Consider the following 25921-nt stretch of genomic DNA (forward strand, 5'->3'; position numbering starts at 1 on the left):
GCGCTACCTGTCTTTGTGCCCGGGCAGCACCGCGCCGAGCACCTGCTTCGCGGTATCGATCAGCACGCTGCCTTCGTTCGGATCGCCCTTCATCAGCGTCGACGCAAACGCCTTCGCCTGCGTAAGCGTGATGTGCGGCGGCAGCGGCGGCACATTCGGGTCGGCTTTGACCTCAATCACGACGGGCCGGTTGGCGGAAAGCGCTTCGTCCCACGCCGCACCCATCTGCTGCGCGTCGTCGACGTAAATGCCTTTTAGACCGATCAGTTCTGCGAAGCGGTGATATGGCACCGAAGGTATGTCCTGCGAGGCCTCGAACTTCGGATCGCCGCTCATCACGCGCTGCTCCCACGTGACCTGGTTCAGATCCTCGTTGTTTAGCACCATGCAGATCCAGCGCGGATCAGCCCAGCTTTTCCAGTACTTCGATACGGTAATAAGCTCGGCCATATTGTTCATCTGCATCGCGCCGTCCCCGACCAGCGCGATCACCGGCCGGTTCGGATGCGCGAACTTCGCGGCAATCGCATACGGCACGGCCGCGCCCATCGATGCGAGCCCGCCGGAGAGCGAGCACATCATGCCGCGCTGAACTTTCAGATCGCGCGCGTACCAGTTGGCGCATGAGCCCGAGTCGCTCGTGACGATTGCGTTCGCCGGCACGCGCGGCGACAGTTCCCACACGGTGCGCTGCGGATTGACGCATCCTTTGGAGGGTTCCATCGCGCGCTTCTCGAGCTTTTTCCACCAGTCGGCGTTCCAGCTTTCGATATCCTCGCGCCAGGCCCGGTCGGTTTTTTGCTGCAGTAGCGGCAGCAGAAGACGCAATGTTTCCGCGCTATCGCCGACGAGGTTCACTTCCATGGGATAACGCAGGCTCAGCATGTCCGGCTTGATATCGATCTGAACGCCGCGCGCAGCACCGTCCTTCGGCAGGAATTCGGCGTAGGGGAACCCTGAGCCGATCATCAACAAGGTGTCGCATCCGGTCATGAGCTTATAGCTCGGCTCGGTGCCGAGCAGGCCGATAGAGCCGGTCACGAACGGCAGATCATCGGGAAGGGCAGCCTTGCCGAGCAGCGCTTTGGCGACGCCTGCACCCAGTTTTTCGGCGACGGCGATGACCTCGTCCGTGGCGCCGAGGGCGCCCGCGCCTACCAGGATCGCGACCTTCCTGCCCGCGTTGAGCACGTCGGCCGCGCGTTGGAGATCGTCGGGGTAGGGCACGGTTTTTGGCGCACGGTATCCGACGCCGGAGTGCAGCGTGCCGTGCTTGCGCCCGGGCGGCTCATAGTCGAGTTCCTGCAAATCGTTGGGCAGAATGATCGCCGTGACTTTGCGCTCACCGAGCGCGGTGCGCACTGCGCGATCCACGAGATGGCGGATTTGCTGCGGCACACTCGCCTGCTCCACGAAAGCACCGGCGACGTCCTTGAACATCGCCGCGAGATCGAGTTCCTGCTGATAGTGTCCACCGAGCCCGGCGCGCGCCTGCTGACCGGTAATTGCCAGCACCGGCATATGGTCGAGCCGCGCGTCATACAGACCGGTGAGCAGGTGCGCTGCGCCGGGCCCCGAAGTCGCGATGCACACGCCTAGTTCGCCGGTAAATTTCGCGTGCGCGGATGCCATGAATGCGGCCATTTCCTCGTGACGCGTCTGGATGAATTCTATCTTGCCTTCGGCGCGGTTCAGTGCACCAAACACACCGTTGATTCCGTCCCCGGGATAGCCGTAGATGCGGCGGACACCCCAGGCGTGAAGCCGTTCGACAAGAAAGTCGCCAACTGTGGCTGCCATTACTCGATCCTCCGGCGGATACCCGCGATGGCACTGCCGCCGCATTTTTTGGGCCACACGGTCGCCCGTCTACTGTAACGGGGGCCTGTCGCGCCAAATGAGCATGGAGCCAGATCGCGCACCCAGCGGCCTCTGCGCCGGATGCCGCTCGATGAGCAAGTCGCGACGCCCGACGGCGCTTGACGCGCTGCCCAGCGGCGGAGCGGGGACGTGCGAAAGGCGCGCTTTTTTCAAACGATTGAAAAAACGGCATACTGTGACATGTTTGAAGAGACGCAACCCGGAGGCTGTCGGCGGCTCGTCGCGAGCATCATCTTAATGCTCGTGCCAGAGGCAGATAGGGACAGGTCTCTGTCATTCAATTTCGGGCGTTCCTTGTCACTAAGTTAAACAAGGCCATTCGTTTTACATCACCCAATGCGTTTCCGGTCAAGGCGTTTCAGCTTCCAGCCATTATCAACGAGGCCTGGCCGACTGCCGCGATTGCGCTCGCGTGTGGTGGGAGGGGCATTCTCCATCGGGTTTGCCGTCCTTGCCGCGCGTGCAATGTGGGTACAGGGCATCAACGACGGGTTCTATCAAAAGCAGGGTGAACTCCGGCAGGTGCGCGAATTCCCCATTCATGCCATGCGCGGACGAATTCTGGATCGCGATGGCCGGGCGCTTGCGGTGAGCCTGCCGACACGTACATTGTGGATGGATGCGGCCGACGGGGACGCCGTCTCGTTCGAACAGGCATCTGCAGTCGGCAAGTTGCTCGGCATCGACGCAGAGTCGATCGAAGCGATCGTAGCGTCCCGGAAATCATTTGCGTATCTCAAGAGGCAGGTACCCGAGCACATCGCGCAGGAGGTGATGCGGCTCGGCGTGCCAGGCGTCTACGCTCAACCCGACTACCGCCGGTTCTATCCGGAGGGCAACATCGTCGCGCAGGTGACGGGTTTTGCCGGCGTCGACGGCAGCGGCCTCGAGGGGATCGAAAAAATCGACGATGGTGTACTGACGGGCCGCGATGGAAGTCACCGCGTATTGCGAAACGCGGGAGGGCAGGTCATCGATACGCTCGGACTTCGGGCTCCTGCGGCGGGCAAAGACGTGAAGCTCACGATTGACCAGCCGATCCAGTATGCAACCTTCAAGGCGCTGCGTGAGGCCGTGCAGCGCACGGATGCCCGGTCGGGTTCTGCGGTCGTTCTTGACGCGCACACCGGTGAAATCCTCGCGATGGCGAACTGGCCGAGCTTCGATCCAAACAGCCGGGCCAGAAGAGCAGGAAACGCAGTACGCAATCACGCGGTCACCGATGTGTTCGAACCGGGCTCGGTCATGAAGCCGGTGACCATCGCCCTGGCCTTGCAGCGCAACGCTGTGTCGCCCGAGTCGCTCGTCGCAACGAACGGTGGAAAGCTGCATCTCGACGGCGCGGTGATCCACGACGATCGCGATTTTGGCACGCTGACCGTGGGCGGCGTCGTGCAGAAATCGAGTAACGTCCGCGACACACGCTGCCCGTGCGTGGCCGCCGCATTTTTTCTCCGCGCGTCGCGGCGCAGGTGCTCACCATGCTCGAGTCGGTGGTCTCAGAGGACGGCACCGCACCCGAGGCGTCGGTGCTGGGCTATTCCGTCGCAGGCAAGACCGGAACGGCTTATCGCTAGACTAGCCATGGCTACAACCGCAGTCAGTATCGGGCGTCCTTCGTTGGAATCATTCCCGCCGAAAGTCCGAAAGTCGTCATCGCGGTGTCGATCGACCGACCGCGACGAGGTTCGCATTTTGGCGGGGCTGCCGCAGGACCCGCCTTCTCGGACATCGCAGCGCAGACGATGAATCTGCTCGGCGTGACACCGGATCGCCCTGGCTTGCCACTCGTGCAAGGCGAGCGAACGCCGGTCATCTAGACCGGCTGCCGGGCCTGACCTAATAACGGTAGAGAGTACTCATGCATCCAGTTCGCAAGCAGATGTGAGCCTGTCCGCCTCCCGAATGCGGGTACAGTCGCGCTGCCGGAGCACAGAGCGTGACAGCCAGCCGACCCAGGCCACGCTTCAATTCAGGCACGAAGTGACGTATTTTCAATGGTGATGGCGGTCGCAATGGGAGGGGCAATGGGTTCTCGCAAAGCAGCAATGGTTCCGGGCAAAGAAGATCTGGAGGCGATGTCTGAGTTCCGTTATCAGCTACGGCAATTTTTGCGGTTTTCCGAGGAGATTACTCATGCAGCGGGAATCACACCGTTGCAGTACCAGTTGCTGCTTCACGTACGAGGGTTTTCTGGGCGTGAGTGGGCAACAGTCGGTGAACTGGCGGAGAGGTTGCAGGCTGCTCCAAACGGCACGGCGGCCCTGGTCTCACGATGCGAAGCGGCCGGCTTTGTAACGCGTAAGCCGGGACGGGTGGATCGTCGTCAGGTCCAGGTGCATCTCACGGCTAAAGGGGAGCGGTGCCTGCTCAAGCTGGCGGCGCTTCACAAGTCGGAGATGGAATCGTTCGGATGGGCCTTCGCCGGAAGAGTCAGGCAATAGTGCTGCATCCGCTTCGGCCGCGCCAGCGCGGGGAACAACGGGGCTGGGCTTCGCGCGTATCTCATGGGGTGCCAGACAGTTCCCCGATTGTTTTGAGCGCTCGGTGACCGGGGGGCGCCGAGGGCAAGCAGGGACCTGCAGTTTGTGCACTGCCTGACGCCCGTTCCATGACGGTCAGGACAGCTTTCGGCCACTCATAGGCGTCCATTGACTTCATTGGTCGCGATCTGTTTGTGCTGGACGGGTTTCAGGATCGGAAGTTTTCCTTTTTGGGCGCGTTCATCGGTTACGTACTAGGATGTAATAGCACCGTAGCTCCTTCCTGGAACTAATCGATGACAGACGAAACAACCCAGCCTGAGCGGGGCACTGGCAGTGGTGATCACCATGTCAAGGTCGCGCCGGTGCAGCCGCGGCCGCTCACCTACGAAGAGGGCGATTCGGCCGTGCAGGTTGCGCTGTACTGGCTATGTTTCCTCGCGTTCATCGTCGGGATCGTGACCGGCCTCGGCGCCGTAGTGTTTCGTGGGCTGATAGGGCTGGTGCACAACGCGTTTTTCCTTGGACATCTCTCGTTTGAGTACGACGCCAGCCGTTTCACCGCCCCTGCCCCGTGGGGTGTGTTCGTGGCGCTGGTGCCCGTCGTAGGCGGACTCGCCGTTACCTGGATTGTGAGCACATTCGCGCCCGAGGCGAAAGGACACGGCGTGCCCGAGGTAATGGACGCCATCTACTACAAACGCGGCGCGATCCGACCGGTCGTGGCGGTCGTAAAATCTATTGCTTCCGCGCTAGCGATCGGGTCCGGCTCAGCGGTCGGCAGGGAAGGGCCGATTATCCAGATCGGGTCTGCGCTCGGGTCGACCCTTGGCCAGTTCGTAGCGATGACGGCAGGCCAGCGAATTACGCTGGTTGCGGCCGGAGCCGGCGCAGGCATAGCGGCGACTTTCAACACGCCGATCGGTGGAGTGCTTTTCGCCACTGAACTGATGATGCCGGAGATCAGCGTCAACACCTTTTTGCCGGTAGCGATTGCGACGGGCACGGCGACTTTCCTTGGTCGACTCTTCTTCGGCGCGGCGCCGGCGTTCTTGGTACCGGCGCAACTTGGAGCAATTCCGAACCAGCCGGGCAGCGCGCTCACATTGATGCTTTATGCGCTACTGGGTGTCGTGGCGGGGGCCGCGGCCGCGCTATTGATCCGCGCGCTGCATTGGGCCGAAGATGCATTCGAAAGGATTCCCGGGCGATACGGCCGTCACGCCCTTGGCATGCTGATTGTCGGTGTGACCATGTATCTCCTGTGGCGCTACGCGGGTCACTATTACGTCGAAGGCGTGGGCTACGCAACAATTCAGGCGACACTGTATGGACAGTTGAAGGGCGGGATCTTCCTTTTGCTGTTGGCGCTTTGCAAGACACTGGCAACATCGGTCAGCCTGGGCTCCGGCTCTTCAGGCGGCGTCTTCTCGCCATCGCTGTTCATCGGCGCTACGCTGGGAGCGTCATTTGCATCGGTTGTCGCAATGGTGTTTCCGCACGCGCCCATCAGCGCTCCAGCGTTTGCGATGGTGGGTATGGGGGCGATGGTCGGCGGGGGCACGGGTGCCGCCATGACTGCGGTCGCGATGGTCTTCGAAATGACTCGGGACTATGACATGGTGTTGCCCATGATCATCGCGGTCGCGTTTAGCTTGGGCGCCCGGCGGCTACTGTCACCGGAAAGTATTTATACGCTCAAACTGGTGCGGCGCGGACACCCGATTCCAAACGCTTTGCACGCGAACATGTTCCTCGTACAAAACGCGGCCCAGATTATGGAGACCGATGTCTTGGTGCTCGATGAGCATGTACCGTTCAGTGACGTGCTTGTCGGGTCGGAAGGCGCGGCGTTCCGCCATGTCGTCGTCACAAGGGCGCATGAGATATACGGCGTTATTCGACTCAACACCGGCCTGCGACGTGCGGTTAGCCGCGGCGCGCCCGACATCCCCGTCGGTGCACTCGCGCAGCGCAATTTTGTTGTCGTCCAGGCAAATGATGTCGCTTTTGGCGTCATTACACGCCTTTCGCAGAGCCATGCAGCGATGGCAGTCGTGATAGGGCGGCAGCAAGGCGTTGGCCCAGCTCGCGTGCTTGGCGTGATCGCGAAAGAACATATCGCCGACGCTGTCGCCAGCAGCATTCGGGTCTTTCCGGGCCAGGCTGAGGATCGGCCGGGGCGCAACACTGTTTGGCCGTTCGACCGCAAAGCTAAGAAGTGATGGAAGGGCGCCGGCGGCAATGGAGCAAGAAATGAAGCTGACACGTGAATTGAGCGGCCTGCGAGACCGTTTGGGCAAGGCGCTCCGTCTCGACGGCATCGAACAAGTATTTGCGCGAAAGGGCTTAGCCCACGCCGAGGATGCACCGCAATGGGCGATCGTGTACCGGACTGCTAACGGTTTCTGCTGCGTTTATCGGGGGCAAGCCGTTGAGCTTCCAGAGATGCTCGATGTACAGATCTGGGCCGAGGAGATGGATGTGCAGACCTGGTTCATTGGTCTTTGATCGCCTCCTATTTCCACCTTCGCCCGACATGGGTGAGCGCCGCGGGGCCGCCAGGGCTTTCGGTTTGGCAGACGCGCAGCTGCAGTTGATGGCGGTCGCTGGTCGTTTGTCCGCCGCAGCCGTTAGTAGTCGCCTGGGCCTGTCCCTTCCGGAACTTGCGGCTTTTGAGCCGCGAGCCGCAGTCTGAATGTGGAATAGGCGCAGCGGGCGTCGAATCGTTCAAGGGAAGTCTTCCTCGTGCCCTAGGATCGGCGCAGCCGTCGCTTTAATGAGTCACGGGCATGCTCTAGGGCCTGACCTAGCGCTGCTCGGTCGATGTCTTCGGATTGGCCCAACCCCGGGAACGGTTCGACGCATGCATAGATGGTTTCGCCGGATACCGCGTGCCTCACCACAGTGTCGACCCAAACGCATGCGCCGACCGCGCATCCTTCTTCTCTTGTCTCACTGATAATTTCAAAATCAGCGTAGACGACCGACTCCTTCATATCGTCTCCACCACGAGGAAACTGGCTGGCTGCCGCCAGCAAACGCGCAGGCCGGAGATGCTTCGCCCGTCGATCCGTACGCTGTCGAGCCACTGTCCAGCCGGACGCCCCAAAATGGCCCGCTGCGGCGCACAGTCGGCCGCAGCGCTCACCCATTGCACAAAACCGCTGTGCAACGGCGGTTCATGTCTCAGTGACACCTTACTCTTAATTATGTCACCGTGTGCCATAAATTTCTCAACTGTTTAGCGTCTGTTTTAAGTAACAACGAAGGCGCCACCGCCGCGATGCAGAGGGACGGTCAATGAATTCGGTAGCCAGTGCGTGCGTCGACTGGTTGTGTTTCTGCGCGACCGACGGCTCGAGCACAGTGGCGTGGCGAGGAATCCACGACAAGAAGGGGCATTATTGAGTGAGATGCGGGCCGCGCCACGGCGCGTAAGTCCAGCCGCCTATGCCGATGCTGATCTTGCCGGCTTTTGCGGAGCGGGAGCTTGTCGTGTTCGTCGATGATGTTGCGGCTTTCGCGGGCTTGGAATCGGCCACCTGATGTTCTCCTTCAGGCTGCGCCGGAGCTGACGGTAGACGCGTAGATTAGCGTTTTTTGCCGCGCCGGGCAGAGCCTAAGAAAAGCATAGCGGCGACACCCGGTGGTGCCCATTCGCACCTATTCGCCGCGAGCCGGGTGAGCGGCGTGGGCGGACGCTTCACGCGTAGCATCTTCAAAGCGCCGGCTCGCTTCGGCGACTTCCGCGCGAAACTGCTGCAACGCATGGACTGCGGGGTTCTGAGGCGTCAACGCGGCCCACAGTACTTCGATCAATTGGTCGGCGGTTGCCTCGATGTCGGTATGCCGGTTGGCGAGCGTGGCGTCCCACAACACGTGTTCCATGGGGCCGAACACCATGGAGCGCAGCAGACGCAGCGGCATGTCCGAGCGAATCTGGCCGCTTTCCTGGCCTTGCGCCAATACGCGCATCAATGGTGCGGTGTAGCGGCGCTGCAATTCGGTGAGCGCCTCGCTCAACTCGTGATGGCGCGCGCGTCCTTCCGAGAGCACGAGCGCGCACAGGTCGGTACCGTTCACGAGCATGAGGCGCAAATGCGTCCGCACAATGAACGCGAACTGTTGGCGCACACTGCCGTCGCGCGGCAGCCCAGACTCTATCGCGTCGATGATTTCGTCATACCAGTCGCCGATCACTCGCGCGCACAACTCGCGCTTGCCGCGGAAATAGCTGAACACCGTGGCTTCGGACACGCCGAGGCGCTGGGCGATCTCCGCGGTGGTGGCGCGTTCATAACCCTTTTCGGAGAACACGTCGCGGCCCGCCTGAAGAATCTCCTTCACGCGCTGCTGCGACTTGCGCCCGGCGGGCTGGCGCCGCGACGCGGGCAGTTCGGGCTTGAGAGCGACCGTCATATGAGTTGAAGTCAAGTTTGTCGGCGGATCGGGCGGTGAAAACCCCGTGGACTCGATGCTATCACAGTACCGGCGGCAATAAACCGGGTGGATCTACTTTCTGAGTATCACTCAAAAATACCTATTGACGCTTACGTAAATCTGGCGTGAAATGCGCGTTGAACGAATTCGCCGGCAGCCATGCGCCGGCCGTCAACGAACTCTGGAGACACCGCAATGAGCAACCTGCCCGGTTTGCAATTCCCGCTCGGCGAAGAAGTCGAAATGCTGCGCGACAGCCTTGCCGGCTTCGCTGCGAAAGAAATCGCGCCGCGTGCCGCTGAAATCGATCGCACGGATCAGTTTCCGATGGACCTGTGGCGCAAATTCGGCGATCTTGGCGTGCTCGGCATGACGGTCTCCGAGGAATACGGCGGCGCGAACATGGGCTACACCGCGCATATGGTCGCGATGGAAGAGATTTCGCGCGCGTCGGCCTCGGTCGGTCTCTCGTATGGCGCGCATTCCAATCTGTGCGTGAACCAGATTCATCGCAACGGCACCGAAGCGCAAAAGCAGAAGTATTTGCCCAAGCTGGTATCGGGCGAGCATGTGGGCGCGCTCGCCATGAGCGAGCCGAACGCCGGCTCGGATGTGGTCAGCATGAAACTGCGCGCGGACAAGAAGGGCGACCGTTACGTGCTGAACGGCACGAAGATGTGGATCACCAACGGGCCGGATTGCGACACACTGGTCGTCTACGCGAAGACCGACATCGAAGCCCAGTCGCGCGGCATTACGGCGTTTATCGTCGAAAAAGGCATGAAGGGTTTTTCCGTTGCACAGAAGCTCGACAAGCTCGGCATGCGCGGCTCGCATACGGGCGAACTCGTATTCGAAGACGTGGAAGTGCCGCAGGAGAACATCCTCGGGCAACTGAACGGCGGCGTGAAAGTGCTGATGAGCGGGCTCGACTACGAGCGCGCGGTGCTCGCGGGCGGCCCGACCGGCATCATGGTCGCGGTGATGGACGCGGTCGTGCCGTATATCCACGACCGCAAGCAGTTCGGCCAGTCCATCGGCGAATTCCAGCTGATTCAGGGCAAGGTCGCCGATCTCTACACGACCTTGCAGGCGTGCCGCGCCTACCTGTATGCGGTGGGCCGCCAGTTGGATACGCTCGGCAAGGAACACGTGCGCCAGGTACGCAAGGACTGCGCGGGCGTGATTCTCTATACGGCCGAAAAAGCCACTTGGATGGCCGGCGAAGCAATCCAGATTCTCGGCGGCAACGGTTATATCAACGAGTATCCCGTCGGACGCCTGTGGCGCGACGCGAAACTCTACGAGATCGGCGCAGGCACGAGCGAGATCCGTCGCATGCTGATCGGCCGCGAGCTGTTTGCGGAAACGATGTAAGCCGAGCCACGAACAGGAGAACGACGCGATGCCCGTCATCGAATCGAGGTTGAATCCGCGCTCAGACGATTTTCGCGCGAACGCCGCGGCGCTCGAGGCGTTGGTCGACGATCTGCGCGCGAAGGTCGAGAAACTCGCGCTCGGCGGCGGCGAGGCCGCGCGTCAGAAGCACACCGGGCGCGGCAAGCTGCTGCCGCGCGAGCGCATTGAGAAGCTGCTCGATCCGGGCACGCCGTTTCTCGAGTTCTCGCAACTCGCGGCGTACGGCATGTACAACGACGACGCGCCGGGCGCGGGCGTCATCACGGGTATTGGACGGATTGCGGGTCACGAATGCGTGATCGTCTGCAACGACGCGACGGTCAAGGGCGGCACGTACTACCCGATCACGGTGAAGAAGCATGTGCGCGCGCAGGAAATCGCCGCGGAAAACCACTTGCCGTGTGTGTATCTCGTCGACTCGGGCGGCGCCAACCTGCCGAATCAGGACGACGTCTTTCCGGATCGCGATCACTTCGGCCGCATCTTTTACAACCAGGCGAATCTGTCGGCCGCGGGCATTCCGCAGATCGCCGTCGTGATGGGTTCGTGCACCGCAGGCGGCGCGTATGTGCCGGCCATGAGCGACGAGTCGATCATCGTGAAGAACCAGGGCACGATTTTTCTCGGCGGCCCGCCCCTCGTGAAGGCCGCAACCGGCGAGGTGGTGAGTGCCGAAGACCTGGGCGGCGGCGACGTGCACACGCGTCTGTCCGGCGTGGTCGATCATCTTGCGCAGAACGACGCGCATGCGCTCGCCATCGCGCGCAGCATCGTCGGCAACTTGAATCGCACGAAGCACGTACCGGTTTTGCTGCAGGCGCCGAAGCCGCCGCGCTACGACGTGAAGAGCATATACGGCGTGATTCCCGTGGATACGAGAAAGCCGTTCGACGTTCGCGAGGTGATCGCCCGCATCGTCGACGATTCGGCATTCGACGAATTCAAGGCACGCTACGGCACCACGCTTGTGTGCGGCTTCGCGCATATCTGGGGGCATCCGGTCGGCATCATTGCAAACAACGGCATTCTGTTTTCGGAGTCCGCGCTCAAGGGCACGCACTTCATCGAACTGTGTTGCCAGCGCAAGATTCCGCTCGTGTTTCTGCAGAACATCACCGGCTTCATGGTGGGCCGCAAGTACGAAAACGAAGGCATTGCGCGTAACGGCGCAAAGATGGTGACGGCCGTTGCCACGGCGAAGGTGCCGAAGTTCACGGTGATTATCGGCGGCTCGTTCGGCGCGGGCAACTACGGCATGTGCGGCCGCGCGTATTCGCCGCGCTTCCTGTGGATGTGGCCGAATGCGCGCATCTCGGTCATGGGCGGCGAGCAGGCGGCCTCGGTACTCGCCACGGTTCGGCGCGACGGCATCGAGAGCCGCGGTGGATCATGGAGCGCCGAGGAAGAAGAAGCCTTCAAGCAGCCGATTCGCGAGCAATACGAGCACCAGGGGCACCCGTACTATGCAAGCGCGCGCTTATGGGACGACGGCGTGATCGACCCGGCGCAAACGCGCGATGTACTCGGCCTGGGTTTGTCAGCCGCCATGAACGCGCCGATCGAAGACACGCGCTTCGGTGTGTTCCGGATGTGACAGCGCGCGACGCATGGGAGCCGCCACGATGCAATACGAAACACTGAACGTCGACATCGCGGGATACGTCGCCACCGTCACGCTGAATCGCCCGGACGTGCGCAACGCATTCAACGAAACCATGATCGCCGACATCACGTCGGCCTTCACCGCGCTCAACACGCGCGACGACGTGCGCGCAGTCGTGCTCGCCGCAAACGGCAAGGCGTTTTGTGCCGGCGCGGATCTGAACTGGATGAAGAAAATGGCCGGTTACTCGGACGACGAGAACCGCGCCGACGCCATGTCGCTCGCCAACATGCTGTCGTCCATTTATCGCTGCAACAAGCCGGTGATCGCACGCGTGAACGGCGATGCCTACGCGGGCGGTATGGGCCTCATTTCCGCGTGCGACATTGTCGTGGCCGTAGAAAGCGCGCGCTTCTGCCTGTCGGAGGCGCGCCTCGGCCTGATTCCGGCGACCATCGCACCGTATGTGATCCGCGCGCTGGGCGAGCAGGCGTCGCGCCGCTATTTCATCACCGCCGAGCAATTCGATTGCGCGACGGCGTTGCGCCTCGGCCTCGTGAGCGAAGCGGTCAGTGCAGAGCAACTCGACGCCACCGTCCAGCAGATCGCGCAAACGCTGTGTGCAAACGGGCCGCAGGCGGTGTGCGCCTGCAAGCAGCTCGTGCAGGACATGGCCGGCCGCGAGCTGAACGGCGCATTGATCGAAGACACGGCGGCGCGCATTGCCCGTACGCGAGCCGGCGCGGAAGGCCGCGAAGGCGTCGCGTCGTTCCTCGAAAAACGTAGTCCGGCCTGGCGCGACTGACACCAGAAAAATATCCCGAGATCGAGACAACTCATGTTCAACAAGATCCTGATTGCCAACCGGGGCGAGATTGCGTGCCGCGTCGCCGCAACCTGCAAACGGCTCGGCATCGCGAGCGTCGCCGTCTATTCGGATGCGGACGCCAATGCCAAGCATGTAAGCGCATGCGACGAAGCCGTGCATATCGGCGGCGCCACCGCGGCGGAAAGTTATCTGCGCGTGGAGCGCATTATCGAAGCGGCGCGCGCGAGCGGTGCGCAGGCCGTGCATCCCGGCTACGGCTTTCTGTCGGAAAACGAAGACTTCGCTCGGGCCTGCGAAGCAGCGGGCATCGTGTTCATCGGACCGCCCGTCGACGCGATTGCAGCGATGGGTTCGAAGGCCGCCGCGAAGGCGCTGATGCATGCGGCAGCGGTGCCGCTCGTACCCGGTTATCACGGGGATAATCAGAACCCCGAATTATTGCATCGCGAGGCCGATGCGATCGGCTACCCGGTTCTGCTGAAGGCGAGTGCGGGCGGCGGCGGCAAGGGCATGCGCGTGGTCGAGCGCAGCGACGATTTCCTCGCGGCGCTCGCGTCGTGCAAACGGGAGGCGGCGAGCAGCTTCGGCAACGACCGCGTGCTGATCGAAAAATATCTGACGCGGCCGCGCCACGTCGAAGTGCAGGTTTTCGCGGATCGTCATGGCGGCGCGGTTTATCTGTTCGACCGCGACTGCTCGGTGCAGCGTCGTCACCAGAAAGTGCTGGAAGAGGCGCCCGCGCCCGGATTGCCGGCGCAAATCAAGCGCGAGATGGGCGAGGCCGCGGTCGCCGCCGCGCGCGCGGTGAAGTATGTCGGCGCGGGGACCGTCGAGTTCATCATGACGTCCACCGGCGAGTTCTATTTCATGGAAATGAACACGCGCCTGCAGGTCGAGCATCCCGTTACGGAAATGGTCACCGGCCAGGACCTGGTGGAATGGCAACTGCGCGTGGCCGCCGGCGAACCGTTGCCGCTTACGCAGGAACAGCTTAGGATCGACGGGCATGCCATCGAGGCGCGGATTTACGCGGAGCATCCGGCGCGCGGCTTCCTGCCGTCCACCGGCACGCTCAAGCATTTGCGCATGCCGGAAGGCGTGGAATTCGTAATCGACGCCGCCGGTCTCGGCGAGCCGGGCCGCAAGGCGCCGGTGCGCATCGACAGCGGTGTGCGCGAGGGCGACACGATCACCCCGTTCTACGATCCGATGATCGCGAAGTTGATCGTGCACGGTGCGACGCGAGAAGAGGCGCTCGCGCGAATGAGCCGCGCGCTGCATGCTTGCGAAGTGGTCGGCCCGCATACCAACGTGGAGTTTCTGCAGCGTATTGTGCAAAGCGAGCCGTTTGCGAGCGGCGATCTCGATACCGGTCTCATTGAACGGCATCATGACGCGTTGTTTGCGCCCGTCAAGAAGCCGTTCAAGGAAGCGTTGGCGCTCGCGTGCGCCGCGCTGCTCACACGCGAGGGCGGCACCGCGCACGGCGCGTCGCCGTGGGACGCACTGTCGCACTGGCGGGTCAATGGCGGCTACACGCAGACGCTCGGCTGGCGCAATGTCGAAGACGAGAGCGTATTCACGGTCACGTTCGCGCGCGACGGCGCCACGCAAACCCTGGAACACGACGGTGTGCGCGAAGGCTTCGCGTGGTCGAGCGGCGCCGGCCTGCACGAATATCGCGCGACGATCGGCGATGCGCGAGCCACGGGCCGCGTGTTCATCGACGGGGATACGTTCCATGTGTTCTGCCTCGGCCACGCGCTGGCGTTCGAATGGCAGAACCTGCTCGCGCACGCCGCGGATGTCGAACATGGTGAAGGCCGCCTGACCGCGCCGATGCCGGGCAAGGTCATCGCCGTGCTCGTCGAGCCGGGCACGGTGGTGGAAAAGGGCACGCCGCTCATCGTGATGGAAGCGATGAAGATGGAGCACACCATCGGCGCGCCGGCAGCCGGCATGGTGTCCGAGGTGCTGTATGCGGTGGGCGATCAGGTCGCCGACGGCGCGCAGCTTCTGGTGCTGGACGTGCAGTAGCCGGCCGCGCCCTCAACCGAGCCGCGTGTAGCCCACTGCACGCGCCTCGTTTTCCAGCTGAGCGATGCGCTCGTAGTCCGCGAGCGTCAACGCGGAAAACCCCTGCAGACGCAGGCGTTTTGCGCGCTCGGGATGCACGGCGAGCGCTTCGTTCAGCGCCTCGCGCAGCGCGCCCACGGTTGCGGCGGGCACGGTGTCCGAGGCGATCAGCGGCAGGCCCGGCGACGCGGCCGTCATGCCGATGCGCCGCACGCGAGGCGCCAGCTCCGGCATTTCATCGCAGACGAAAGCGAACGTTACGCAGTCTATTGCGGCGACGTCGGCGCGATTGTCCGCGACCGCCTGCAAGGAACCGACATGTGAGCCGGTGCGCAGCGCCGCGCGGAAGAACGCGCCTTCCTGCGCATACGGCGCGACGGCGTGGCGCAGCGCATTCATGCCGCTGTTCGAGTCGTCCTGATTGTAGGCAACGCGTGCGCCGCGGCATGAGGCGAGCGTATCGAACGGTGCGTCGGCGCGCGTGACGATCACGCTCGCGTAATCCGCACCTTCACAGCCGGGCGCGTCGAAACGCGGCGTCGCGATGAGTTGCACCTGTTCGCGCAAACCGTGCATCAACGGGTAGCCGCAGGTTTGCGACATCAGCAGATTCGGGCGCCGCCAGAAGCCGTGCAATTCCTCATCCGGCTCGACGATGCGGCACGCCGGCTTGACCATGCGCAGCACGTCGGCGAGCCACCCGCGCCATTCGCTTTCCAGCGAAGGCGTGACGTTGTACATCGGCAAAGCGGCGATCCAGGTCATGATGCGGTGCGGGCATGGCAAATGGGCAGACTAATGCATGATCATACGGAATTCGTCGACGCCGAGCCGCACCGGCTCCGTCGGCCGGAACGTCCACTTTCGCGCGGCCACCGTGAGAATCTCGCTTTGCGCGCCCTCGAAAGCGAGCAACAGATCCTTCTTGCGGGCGCTCGCCGCGCCGCAGTAGGCGATGAGCGCGTCCGCACTGACTTCGAAAATCTGGGCCCGATCGTCGCAGCACACCCTGAACGCGACCGTTGCGCACTCCGTGACACAGGGCCGGAATCCTTCATCCACATAGACCGACATGGCGACCTCCTTTCGCGCGCGCGCCTGAGTCGTCAGCATGACAAGCTGAGCGCCTCCGGTATGTGGGAGAGCCAGCATTCGCCGCAAAGTGGCTGTGCATGCGCCCCGGCGCGCGTCGCCGATTGTTGCGGCGAGGCAAGGTTTTGTAACCGCAGCCGCTTTCGCAGCCGGTATTCGACCGTTCGCCTCGTGACTTGCTGACTACGCTCGCCTTGTTCGATCCATCAAGACGGGGAGAAGATGTCCGATACCAGCCGACCCAATCATGCGATGCCGCTCGCAATCCGGCAGGCGACCCTCGTCGCCGCAATGGCGGTGCTGCTCAGTCTGCAGGGCTGCGCAACCTCGCTCGAAACCTTCGGCCTGGGCGCAGGCGTGGGAATCGTCGGCGCATTCAGTCTGCTCGGCTGCGCAATAGGGTGCCATTGAAGAAGCGAAGGCCTGAAATAGTCAGAAAGGGAAGCTCGCATTAATAATCTGAAATAAATAACGCTCTATTAAGTTTTGGAAAAGATTACGAAAGGCAGGTCAGTCGTTAATGACTTGACTCGGCGCCTTCTGCGCGGGATAAATCCCGCCGTTCGGTTCTTTCTCCGTGTCTCCACGCAGGGAAAGTCGTTGCGCCGGACTCGGGGCTATGTGTTCGCACATGGCCCCTCATTACTCGTGTATTAATCTGTCATGCTAATGGTGTGGCAATCTGCAAACACTTTTATTGTATTTTTAATTGATCGATGTATGCTGCGCATCCCTAATGCCTTTCTCAACCTGAATAAAGGAATAACAAGGATGAAAAAAACAGCATTGACCTCGGCGTCTCTCGCACTGCTCGTCGCGACGGGGTCCGCGCATGCACAAAACAGCGTGACGTTGTATGGCGTGATCGACGCCGGCGTCGGCTACGTGCATAACGCCAGCTCCAGCAGCAACCTCGCCGGCATGCTCAACGGCAATCTCAGCGGCGACCGCTGGGGCCTGAAGGGGCAGGAAGAACTGGGCGGCGGGCTGAAGGCGATCTTCACGTTGGAAAACGGCTTTGACGTCGGCACCGGCAAGCTCGGGCAAGGCTCGCGCGAGTTCGGCCGCCAGTCGTTCGTCGGCCTGACGGGCGCGACGTGGGGCACGGTCACGGCAGGCCGCCAGTACGACCCGATCACGGACATGGTGCAGGGCGTCACCGCGGACAATTTCTTCGGCTCCGCGTTCGCCACGCCGGGCGACGTCGACAACAACGACAACAGTGCTCGCGTGTCGAACGCGATCAAGTACGTGTCGCCGAACTACGCCGGCCTGCAGTTCGAAGCGCTGTACGCATTCAGCGGCGTCGCGGGTCAGGCGGGCCAGGGCTACACCTATAGCGGCGCGGTGTCGTACACGAACGGTCCGTTCTCGCTGGCGGGCGGCTACCTGCGTGCGACCAACGCATCGGCCACCGCCGCGCGTTCGAGCTGGGCAAGCAGCACGACCGATTCGATTTTCGACAGCCATATCAACGACGGCTACGTGACGGCGAAATCGGTCAGCATTGCGCAGATCGGCGGCCAGTACGTGGTCGGTCCCGTGACGCTGGGCGCTTCGTACAGCAACACGCAACTGAAGAGCGACGGCGCGTCCAGCTTCACTGGCACCGAGAAGTACAACAGCGGCAAGGCTTTCGTTGCGTATCAGGCGACGCCGGCACTCGTCGCGGGTCTGGGTTACGCGTACACGGCCGCGTCCGGCGACACGTCGGCGCATTATCACCAGTTCAGCCTGGGCGCGGACTACTCCGTCTCCAAGCGCACGGACTTTTACGCGGTCGCGGCGTATCAGCATGCAAGCGGCACGCAGCGTCTCGCCAATGGCACGACGCAGGACGCGCAGGCGTCCATCGGTTCGTATGGCTATAACGGCACCGACTCGCAGGCGCTCGCGATTGTGGGTATCCGTCATAAGTTCTAACGTGAATCGTGCTGCGATAGCTGCCGGCCGGCGGCTTCCCGCGCAGTAGAACAGGCGATGACCCGGATGCGCGAGCCTCCGGGTCGTTGTCATTGCGGCGGCGAAAACGGCAAAGCCGGATCGGCAATCACGCGCTCGTCCTGCGACGCAAGCAGCTCGGGCAACTCCATGAACGAGTCGATCGAGGCATCGCTTTGCAAAGCCGCCGCGCCCTCCGGCCCGCCATAGCCATAGCTCACGATCCACACCGGCATGCCTGCGGCGCGCGCCGCGCAGACGTCGACCGGCGAGTCGCCCACCATGACGCTGCGCCCCACCTCGACGCAGAGCAATCGGCACGCGTGCCACAGCGGTTGCGGCGCGGGTTTCATGCCGTCGATCGAATCGCCCGCAACCAGCACGTCCAGATAGCTCGCCAGCGCAGTGATGCGCAGCAGCCGAGCGGCCAGCGCCTCCGGTTTGTTCGTGACGCACGCGAGCCGGTAGCCGAGCCGCCGAAGCTCGCGGAGGCCCGCCTCGACATGCGGATAGACATGCCCGAAGCGCCCGTTGGTCTCGTCATAGTGCCGATGAAAGACCGCGAGCGCCGCCTCGCGGTCCACGTGTCCAGCCAGGGCCGCCGCTTCGAGCGTGCGCGTCACGAGATTCGGCACGCCCTTGCCGATAAAACCGCTGACGACGTCGAACGGTAGCGGCGCCTCGCCGAACTCGGCCAGCATGCGGCTCGCTGCTTCGACGATATCCGGCGCCGTGTGGACCATCGTGCCGTCCAGATCGATCAGCACGGCACGCGTCAAGGCGCACGCCAACTCCGCGCTTCGCGGCGAAAGAAGCGGCTGCATGCTCATGCCGCGGCGGCTTCGCTCGACGCCTCACGATGCCAGCGGCGCAACGTGTCGAGGGTCACCCACGCGGGCCGGTCATGGGCGGGGCTGGACGGGAGGGGCGCATCAGGGTCGCCGAGATGACAGAGCACGGCGAGCGCGCCCTCGAACGAATGATGCGCTGTGTACGCGGTCGTCGTCACGACTGTCGGGACGAGCGCCGCACGCGCGGCACGCAAGCCGTTGGCGGAGTCTTCGAACGCAATACACTCCGGGCCTTTCAGGCCGAGTTGCCGGAGCACGTCGAGGTAGACGTCAGGTGCGGGCTTTTTTAACTGCGTCGTGCTCGCATCGCAGATGGCGGCAAAGCGGCGGCGCCATTGCGGGCCGAACGGCGCGTGCAGGAGCGCGTCGAGGTTGGCGGGCGTGGTGGTCGTCGCAATCGCGACGGGAAGGGAGGCCGCGCGGGCTTCATCGATCAAGCGCGCGATGCCCGGCCGCAACGGCAAGCCGCCCCCGCGCACGCGGGCTGTGTAGTGGCGCGTCTTGATCGCATGCACCGCGTCGATCACGCGGCTCACGCCGGGCCCCTGTGCCTCTTCCGGATCGGCGATACGCCAGTAATGCAATAGACGCTCCTTGCCGCCCGGCACGTCGAGCAGACGCGCGTAGAGCGCTTCGTCCCAATGCCAGTCGAGCCCAGCCTCCACGAACGCCGCATTGAACGCGTGCCGGTGCGCGCTTTCGGTATCGGCAAGGGTGCCGTCCACGTCGAAGATCAGGGCTTGCATGGGGCGCTCCGGAACTGATGCGAGGCCGGCTTCCTGTTTGCCGGCGGTTTGCAATCACGATAGCGGAGCGAGCCTGAGAGTTGAATTCAGAGATTCTTTGAGGGGCGATAACGCATCGTTTAACGGTTGCGTGCAGGCGGCCGGAACCCGTGGTTCGTCACGCGTGCGGCAACTGCAGCCCCGTCACGAAGTACGCGTGCAGTCCATGCGCAAACCGCTTGAGCCGCGTGACGATCGACTTGTTCGCGCGCGTGAGGCCGTTATAGCCGAGCACGGCCGGTATCGCGACAAAGAGCCCGAAGGCGGTCATGATCAAGGACTCGCCGACCGGTCCGGCGACGCGATCGATAGAGGCCTGCCCCGTTTCGCCGATCACGATCAGCGCGTGATAAATGCCCCACACGGTGCCGAACAGGCCGACGAACGGCGCGGTGCTGCCGATCGAGGCCAGCACCGCGAGGCCGCTTTGCATGTGCGCCACGGCGTCGTCGATGCTGCTTTGCAGGCGGCGCGCGATCCAGTCGGACACGTCGATGCGGTCCTGCAGATGCGGTTTATTGTCCCGGTGATGCGCGGCCGCCTCGGCCGCAGCCATCGCAAGCGCGAGCAGCGGATTGTCGCGCAGCGCGGCCGCGGACGCTTCATCACTGCAGCCGCCGCGGCCGCCGTGATTTGCGTGGCCACTGCCGCTGCTCAGCCCGCCCAGGTTCTGAAGCCCGTGTTCGAAACTGTCGGCCTGCCAGAACTGCGCGTCGGTGCGGCCCGTCAGCCGTTTGATGCGCAGCACGTTCCACAGCTTCACGACAATGACCGTCCATGACAGCACCGACATGACGAACAGCAGGCAGAGGATCGCGCGCGTAACGAGATCGCCGCTTTGCCAGACATTCGCGAGACCATAGTGCTGCATGAACGTTTCCTTCGGCTCGACGAGCCGCCGCCTTCATTGTCCGCCACCAGGCAGCGTTTTAGAACCGTCGCCCGCGTGGGCGCGTCAATTCGGGAAAATCTCCCGCCCCTTCGCCGTTGTCAAACAATCCTCTCATGAACTACTTTGCCTGAATGCCGGACTCGCGCGACGTCGCGCTTACATAACGGAGCACAACCCATGCTGGAGACACGCTTTCGCAACGCAACACGGGGACGTCCCCTTGTTTTAGCCGGAATTGCAGCGGTGGTGCTGGCGGCCATGGCGGCAACCCGGCCGGGTTGGGCGCAGGCCGCGGTGCCGACGGCCTATGTGACGAGCGAGAAGGCCGGCGTCGGCGTGATCGACCTCGAGCAGATGACGCTGTCCAGAACCTTCCCGGTGGGCGCGGCGGGCCCGCGCGGCCTGAGTCTCAATGCGGACGGCTCGCGCCTGCTCGTGGCCAACAAAAACACGGGCGACCTCGCGGTGATCGACACGGCTTCGGGCGAAGTCGTGCAGCGCGTGAAGATCGGCAAAAACCCTGAGTTTGTGCGCGTGCACAACGGCTACGCCTACGTGACCTACGAGCCGGGCGAAGAAGGCGGCCCGCCCGCTACCCCACCGCAGGCCGGAAAGCAAACGGGGCAACCGCCCGACCAGCACGCCAACGAGGCCGGAGAGGCCAGCAAGCCCCACGCCGACGACGATGACGACGCCAACAAGCCGCCAGCGGAAATCGCGCTCGTCGATATGAAAACGTGGCGCGTGGTGCGCTCGGTGACGAGCGGGCACGAAACCGAGGGCATCGAATTTTCGCGCGACGGCAAGAACATGCTCGTCACGAACGAAGGCGACGATACCGTCTCCGTCTATCACGCGCGCACCGGCGCGCCGGTGAGGACAGTGAAGCTCGCGCCCGGGGGACGTCCGCGCGGCATTCGCCTGTCGCCGGACGGCAAGGAGTATGTGGTGACGCTGGAGTCGCTGAGCAAACTCGCCGTGATCGACGCGCGCACGTTCAAGGTGCTGAAGACCGTCGACACGAAGCTCGGCCCTTACGGCGTCGCGTACAGCCCGGACGGTAAACGGCTCTTCGTTGCGGCGGCGCGCGAGCAGACGGTGCAGGTATTCGACGGCCACAGCTACGAACATCTCGCCGACGTGCCGGTCGGACAGCGTTGCTGGCACTTCAGTTTCACGCCGGACGGCGCGAAGCTGCTCGTCGCCTGCGGGCGCTCCGACGCCGTGTATGTGCTCGACGCGCGCAGCTATCAGCCGATTACGCAGATCGGCCAATTGCCGCTTGCATGGGGCATCGTCACCTATCCGCCCGGCGACGGCTCGATCGAATCGCGTTAAAGCGGAGCGTGGCCCAAGTGAGTCATGCGCGAGGCGGGCAGGCCGCGCCTCGTCGCATGAGGACGTTCATTTCCACGCGTAGCGCAAGCCGACCCAGAAGCCGCGCGGCGCGCCCGGTCCGACGAACTGTTCGTTGATCGGGTTCGCGCCGTCGAAGGTATGGTTCGGGCCGTTAAAGAAGTTTTCGCCGAGTGTGCCGAAGCTCGCGTAGCGCTTGTCCAGCAGGTTCGTTACGCTGGCAAAGACCTGCAACTGCTTGCTGATCTGATAGGACGTGTCGAGGTCGACCAGCATATAACCGGCGATCTTGCCATTGACGTCCTGATTGTTTTCGTCGCCCTGTGCATAGATGCTGCCCCGCCAGGTGACGTTCGCGCCGACCTGCCATTTCGCGGTGGCCGCATAGTCGAGCTGCAGCTTCACCGTGTGCGCCGGAATGCCCGGCACATGGTCGCCGGGCTTCACGCTGATATTGCCGGTTGCGTCCGCGCTGGAGTTGCTCGGGCTGTTTTCGGTCCATGCCGAACGGTAGGTGGCGTCGATATAGCTGTAGCTCGCCGTCACCGTAAGCGGCCCTGGCTGGCTGCGTGCCGACAGTTCGAACCCTTGCCGGCGCGTGCGCCCCACGTTCTGAAAAAAGCCCCTATTGCTCGCCGCGCCGTTGCTGGCGATGAATTCGATGTCGTTATCGAGCGTGGTTCGGTAGACGGCGGCGCTCCAGCTCGTCGCGTGGCCGATTCGCCCGCGTGCCCCAATTTCGAAGGTTCTGGAAATGACCGGTTGCAGCGACGGGTCGGATACGAAATCGTTCGGCAGCGAGCACGGCGCGGCGGGGTCCGCGCACGCGAGTTCGATTGCGGTCGGCGAGCGCATGCCTTCGTTGTAGGTGGCATAAGCCGTGAATGTGGAGGTGGGATTCCAGTTGATGCCGACAGCCGGATTGAAGCGCGAAAACGTATGGTGACCGTTCAGTTGGGGCTGTACGCCGCTTTCGTCGCCGATGGTCGCATCCGCCCAGTTATAGCGTCCCGCGAGCGTCAGCGACCATTGCTTCGTTAGCGATAAGGTGTCCTGCAGATAAATGCCGTAGTTGCCGTTATGGGTTTTTGCCGCGGTTTGCTGGGTGAAATCGTCAATGCCGACCGTCGCGCGCGAAACCGTAAACACCGCGTCCTGCGACGATTGCGTGTAGCGCGAATTGGCAATGTCCGCGGACACGCCGGCAACAAACTGATTCTCCATGCCGCCGAGTTTGCCTAGCAGCGTGAGCTGCAGGCTCGCGCCGTAGCTGTCGGTGGCAACGACGGATTGTTCGTTGGTCGCCTGGGTGGTGTCCAGGTTACCGTTGTCGTCGACGGAGCCGAAGTTCGGATTGACGTTGCTGCTCAGGTTGCTATTGCGGAAGTGCCGGTAATACGCATTGCCGCTTAACTGCACGTTATCGTTGAAATAGTGCTCGCCCGCCAGCGTCACATAGCCCGCGCTGTTCAGGTTCTGATCCGGGTACGTGTAAGGCTGCTTCGGATCGCCAAGGAATGAGCGCGGAATGGTCTGTGCGCCATGCAGGTCATTGTCCGCGCCGCCCGCCGACAGCGACAGCGTGGTGTCGGCGTCGGTATAACGCAGTTTGCCGAAAATCTGCCGTACGCGGCTCGCGTTCTGCTCGGCCCAGCCGTTGTCGTTGGCGACGTTGCCGGTCACGTAGTAGTCCAGATTGTGACCGATGGTGCCGCCCTGTTCGATCTGCGCGGTCTTGCGGCCCCAGGAGCCGAGCGCTACTTCGGCCTCGCCGCCGGGGCTCGTCTTGCCGTCTTTTGTCGTGATGGCCAACGCGCCGCCGAGCGTGTTCAGCCCATAGGTCGGGTTCGAACCGGGGATCAGTTGAATGGTGTCGATAGCCTGTTGCGGCAGCACGTCCCAGTTCACCACGTCGCCGAACGGCTCGTTCACGCGCACGCCGTCGACGAACACCGAAATGCCTTGAGGCGTGCCGAGGAGCGGCGACGCGGTGAAGCCGCGATAGTTGACGTTCATCTGATACGGATTGCCCTGCGCATCGGCGATATCGACGCTCGGCAGGTTCTTCGCGAAGTAGTCGGTCAGCGTATTGCGGTGCTGCGCCTCGATGTCGCGCGCGCGCACGGTCTGGACATTGGCCGGCACCTGCGCGAGCGGCGTGCCGATGCCGAGAAGCGGCGTCGTGCCGATCACTACGACGGGTGCAAGCGTGGTGGACGGCGTGTCGTTGGCGGCATCGGCGGTTTCCGCGGAGGGCGCTGCGGGCGGCGACGCCGCCACCGCGGGCTCTGCCTGTGCCCATGCGCCCGCTGACAGGCTCGCGAGCGCGCTGCCGAAGCCGAGCGTGATGCGGGCGCGCCGCCGCAGGCTCAGAGCGGGCTTCGCACGGCGCGTGCGGGACGAGAAGGTCATGGGTATGTCTCCTGCCGGTTGGACGCTTTGTTCGTGGCGCAGCCGCGGGCGGCATACGTAGCGCTTTTTTTCAAGGTGTGCAAAGCTTCGCATGCGCCGCCGCGCGAAAGCTCGGGAGCTTTTCCCGAAATCGCGAGGAAGCGTGCCCAAACGCGTTGCAATGACGCTTCGTGTCCGACCGGCCTGAGTAGAATGCAAACGTGATGTCGAGCGAACCCGTCCAACCTTCGTCAGTGCGCCGCGATCCGCCGTCCTCGGCGGTTCCGCGCGATCTCGCCTGCGTGCTCGCGCTGACCCTGCTCGCGGCCACGCTCGGGTCGCTGTTCGATGTGAGCGAGCGCGCGTACCGGTGGACGCGCGGGCTCGAGCGCTTTCAACTGGACGAGTTGCCGCTGACGCTCTGCGTGCTGTCGTTGGGGCTTGCATGGTTCGCGTGGCGCCGCTATCGCGAGACGCGCCGCGAACTCGCGCATCGCCGCGTGCTCGAGCAGGAGGCCGAACGCCTGCTCGCGGACAACCGGCGCCTCGCCACAGAAGCGTTGCAAGCGGAGGAACTCGAGCGTCGCCACCTCGCGCGCGAACTGCACGACGAACTCGGCCAGTATCTCAACGCCATTTCGCTCGACGCCGCGCGCATCCGCGATCTGTCCGATGCGCGCGAGCCTGAGATCCATCGCATCTCGCTCGCTGTGATGCAAAGCGCGAGCCACGTGTACCGGCAGATCGGCGGCATGATCCGCCGCTTGCGGCCCACCGGTCTGGACGAGTTCGGCTTGCCGAGCGCGCTCGAACATTGCGTCGACGGCTGGCGCGAGCGGCTGCCCGAGGCGTCGTTCTCGCTGACGATCGAAGGCGATTACACCGGACTCAGCGACACGCTCACCATGACGCTTTACCGGCTCGTGCAGGAAGGGCTGACGAATGTCTCGAAGTTCGCGCGCCGCTCGCGCGTGGAAGTGTTCATGGTGCGTGCGCCGCGCGAGGCGCAGTCGCCCACAAAAAACGTGGGGAAAACCGTGCCGATCGACGAAATCGTCGTGACCATGGCCGACGACGGCCCCGGCGTGGACCTCGATGCGCCGCGCGCGGGGTTGGGTCTCATCGGCATGCGCGAGCGCGTCGAGGCGCTCGGCGGCGAGTTTCATGTTGCGAGCAAGCCCGAAGGCGGCTTCCTCTTTTGCGCGCGCTTGCCCGCTCACGCGGGACTGGCGGACCCGGTGAACTGAAGGCCGAGGCGGCTCGCCATTTGCGCGAGCTGCACGCCGTTGTCCGCGCCGAACTTCTGCCGGATCACCGACTGATGATTGGCCACCGTTTTCTGGCTGAGTCCCAGCTTTTCCGCGATGCTCGGCAGCGTATAGCCTTGCACGAGCAGGCGCAGCACCTCGAATTCGCGCGCGGACAGCTGCCGGCCAGGCGGGCCCTCACTGAAAGCATTGCGCAACGCAAGGGCCTGCGAAATGTCGGGGCTCAGATAACTGGCGCGCCTCGCGATGGTGCGCACCGCTTCGACGAGCACGTCGGGCGCGCTTGCCTTCGTCACGTAGCCGAGGGCGCCCGCGTCGAGCGCGCGGCGCACGAAGATCGCCTCTTCGTGGACACTAAAAATCAGCACGCGCGCATCCGGCTCGCGCGCGAGCATGCGCCGCATCGCTTCGATCCCGCTTGCGCCGGGCAACGAGACGTCCATGACCACGACGTCGGGCCGCAGTGCGCAGAAGCGCTGATAGGCCTGCGCGGCGTCGGCTGCTTCGCCGCACACATGCACGTCGACGTTCAGTTCCAGCAGGCGGCGGTAGCCCTCCCGCACCACGGCGTGATCGTCGACGAGCAACACTGAGATGTCCGCCGTTGTCAT

General features: G+C 63.4%; 21 protein-coding genes and 1 pseudogene. 13 read left to right on the forward strand and 9 right to left on the reverse strand.

The features are described 5' to 3' along the window. Nucleotides 1–3 precede the first annotated feature (3 nt). Complete coding sequence (locus tag HV711_RS02180) at nucleotides 4–1800, reverse strand: thiamine pyrophosphate-requiring protein (protein ID WP_035480662.1); 1797 nt, start codon at nucleotides 1798–1800, stop codon at nucleotides 4–6. A 627-nt stretch (nucleotides 1801–2427) separates the two neighbouring features. On the opposite strand from HV711_RS02180, the pseudogene HV711_RS02185 reads away from it, so the two are divergent. The 5 genes and pseudogenes from HV711_RS02185 to HV711_RS02200 form a co-directional block, all read left to right on the forward strand. After that, nucleotides 2428–3234: pseudogene (locus HV711_RS02185) on the forward strand (peptidoglycan D,D-transpeptidase FtsI family protein); the annotation flags it as partial. 275 nt (nucleotides 3235–3509) lie between these two features. Further along, a complete protein-coding gene (locus HV711_RS34060; RefSeq protein WP_425195014.1) occupies nucleotides 3510–3701 on the forward strand; it encodes a hypothetical protein in 192 nt (63 codons plus the stop codon). A gap of 207 nt (nucleotides 3702–3908) precedes the next feature. Continuing rightward, entirely contained in the window at nucleotides 3909–4325 is a 417-nt protein-coding gene (locus tag HV711_RS02190) for a MarR family winged helix-turn-helix transcriptional regulator (RefSeq protein ID WP_013590520.1), read from the forward strand. Between the two features lie 335 nt (nucleotides 4326–4660). Beyond that, nucleotides 4661–6589 carry a chloride channel protein gene (locus HV711_RS02195; protein WP_244142626.1) on the forward strand — a complete coding sequence of 643 codons (1929 nt, stop codon included), beginning with the start codon at nucleotides 4661–4663 and terminating at the stop codon, nucleotides 6587–6589. A 31-nt stretch (nucleotides 6590–6620) separates the two neighbouring features. Then, nucleotides 6621–6875 (forward strand): hypothetical protein, encoded by a 255-nt coding sequence (locus HV711_RS02200; protein ID WP_013590518.1) that lies wholly within the window; start codon nucleotides 6621–6623, stop codon nucleotides 6873–6875. A gap of 1155 nt (nucleotides 6876–8030) precedes the next feature. Here the strand turns inward: HV711_RS02200 and HV711_RS02205 are convergent. Then, the gene (locus HV711_RS02205) at nucleotides 8031–8786 is read right to left on the reverse strand and encodes a TetR/AcrR family transcriptional regulator (protein ID WP_028359669.1); all 756 of its coding nucleotides are present in this window, start codon (nucleotides 8784–8786) and stop codon (nucleotides 8031–8033) included. Between the two features lie 216 nt (nucleotides 8787–9002). On the opposite strand from HV711_RS02205, the gene HV711_RS02210 reads away from it, so the two are divergent. The 4 genes from HV711_RS02210 to HV711_RS02225 are packed head-to-tail and all read left to right on the forward strand — an operon-like array spanning nucleotide 9003 to nucleotide 14695. Continuing rightward, complete coding sequence (locus tag HV711_RS02210) at nucleotides 9003–10184, forward strand: isovaleryl-CoA dehydrogenase (protein ID WP_028359670.1); 1182 nt, start codon at nucleotides 9003–9005, stop codon at nucleotides 10182–10184. Between the two features lie 28 nt (nucleotides 10185–10212). Continuing rightward, nucleotides 10213–11820, forward strand: coding sequence for a carboxyl transferase domain-containing protein (locus HV711_RS02215; protein ID WP_014972062.1), 1608 nt, complete (start codon nucleotides 10213–10215; stop codon nucleotides 11818–11820). 28 nt (nucleotides 11821–11848) lie between these two features. After that, on the forward strand, nucleotides 11849–12634 hold the full coding sequence (locus tag HV711_RS02220) for an enoyl-CoA hydratase/isomerase family protein (protein WP_035480741.1): 786 nt from the start codon (nucleotides 11849–11851) through the stop codon (nucleotides 12632–12634). A 33-nt stretch (nucleotides 12635–12667) separates the two neighbouring features. After that, the gene (locus HV711_RS02225; protein ID WP_035480665.1) at nucleotides 12668–14695 is read left to right on the forward strand and encodes an acetyl/propionyl/methylcrotonyl-CoA carboxylase subunit alpha; all 2028 of its coding nucleotides are present in this window, start codon (nucleotides 12668–12670) and stop codon (nucleotides 14693–14695) included. Nucleotides 14696–14707: 12 nt separating this feature from the next. Here HV711_RS02225 and HV711_RS02230 read toward each other — a convergent pair whose 3' ends face one another. Beyond that, the gene (locus HV711_RS02230; protein ID WP_014972060.1) at nucleotides 14708–15499 is read right to left on the reverse strand and encodes a phosphate/phosphite/phosphonate ABC transporter substrate-binding protein; all 792 of its coding nucleotides are present in this window, start codon (nucleotides 15497–15499) and stop codon (nucleotides 14708–14710) included. A 30-nt stretch (nucleotides 15500–15529) separates the two neighbouring features. Beyond that, nucleotides 15530–15808: a DUF1488 family protein gene (locus tag HV711_RS02235; RefSeq protein WP_013590509.1), complete on the reverse strand. Its 279-nt coding sequence runs from the start codon at nucleotides 15806–15808 to the stop codon at nucleotides 15530–15532. A 240-nt stretch (nucleotides 15809–16048) separates the two neighbouring features. Between HV711_RS02235 and HV711_RS02240 the strand changes: the two genes are divergently transcribed. Both HV711_RS02240 and HV711_RS02245 read left to right on the forward strand, forming a co-directional pair. Then, nucleotides 16049–16237 (forward strand): hypothetical protein, encoded by a 189-nt coding sequence (locus tag HV711_RS02240; RefSeq protein ID WP_035480669.1) that lies wholly within the window; start codon nucleotides 16049–16051, stop codon nucleotides 16235–16237. A gap of 360 nt (nucleotides 16238–16597) precedes the next feature. Next, the gene (locus HV711_RS02245) at nucleotides 16598–17749 is read left to right on the forward strand and encodes a porin (RefSeq protein WP_028359676.1); all 1152 of its coding nucleotides are present in this window, start codon (nucleotides 16598–16600) and stop codon (nucleotides 17747–17749) included. A gap of 89 nt (nucleotides 17750–17838) precedes the next feature. Here the strand turns inward: HV711_RS02245 and gph are convergent, their stop codons facing one another. From gph to HV711_RS02260, 3 genes are all read right to left on the reverse strand, one after another. Beyond that, nucleotides 17839–18597 (reverse strand): phosphoglycolate phosphatase, encoded by a 759-nt coding sequence (gene gph / locus HV711_RS02250; protein ID WP_035480670.1) that lies wholly within the window; start codon nucleotides 18595–18597, stop codon nucleotides 17839–17841. Further along, nucleotides 18594–19364 (reverse strand): HAD-IA family hydrolase, encoded by a 771-nt coding sequence (locus HV711_RS02255; RefSeq protein ID WP_035480673.1) that lies wholly within the window; start codon nucleotides 19362–19364, stop codon nucleotides 18594–18596. Before HV711_RS02255 ends, gph begins: the two co-directional genes overlap by 4 nt. A gap of 157 nt (nucleotides 19365–19521) precedes the next feature. Then, nucleotides 19522–20274, reverse strand: a complete 753-nt coding sequence (locus tag HV711_RS02260) for a MotA/TolQ/ExbB proton channel family protein (protein ID WP_035480676.1) — start codon at nucleotides 20272–20274, stop codon at nucleotides 19522–19524. A gap of 198 nt (nucleotides 20275–20472) precedes the next feature. Here HV711_RS02260 and HV711_RS02265 point away from each other — a divergent pair, with 198 nt between their 5' ends. Beyond that, the gene (locus HV711_RS02265; protein ID WP_035480680.1) at nucleotides 20473–21633 is read left to right on the forward strand and encodes a YVTN family beta-propeller repeat protein; all 1161 of its coding nucleotides are present in this window, start codon (nucleotides 20473–20475) and stop codon (nucleotides 21631–21633) included. 66 nt (nucleotides 21634–21699) lie between these two features. Here HV711_RS02265 and HV711_RS02270 read toward each other — a convergent pair whose 3' ends face one another. Beyond that, nucleotides 21700–24063 (reverse strand): TonB-dependent receptor, encoded by a 2364-nt coding sequence (locus HV711_RS02270; protein WP_035480682.1) that lies wholly within the window; start codon nucleotides 24061–24063, stop codon nucleotides 21700–21702. Nucleotides 24064–24266: 203 nt separating this feature from the next. Between HV711_RS02270 and HV711_RS02275 the strand changes: the two genes are divergently transcribed. After that, a complete protein-coding gene (locus HV711_RS02275) occupies nucleotides 24267–25289 on the forward strand; it encodes a histidine kinase (protein WP_035480686.1) in 1023 nt (340 codons plus the stop codon). Here the strand turns inward: HV711_RS02275 and HV711_RS02280 are convergent. Further along, nucleotides 25259–25921 (reverse strand): response regulator, encoded by a 663-nt coding sequence (locus HV711_RS02280; RefSeq protein WP_013590500.1) that lies wholly within the window; start codon nucleotides 25919–25921, stop codon nucleotides 25259–25261. The two genes, HV711_RS02275 and HV711_RS02280, sit on opposite strands and share 31 nt — an antisense overlap.

This window comes from Paraburkholderia phenoliruptrix (assembly GCF_902859825.1).
Classification (GTDB): Bacteria; Pseudomonadota; Gammaproteobacteria; order Burkholderiales; family Burkholderiaceae; genus Paraburkholderia; species Paraburkholderia phenoliruptrix.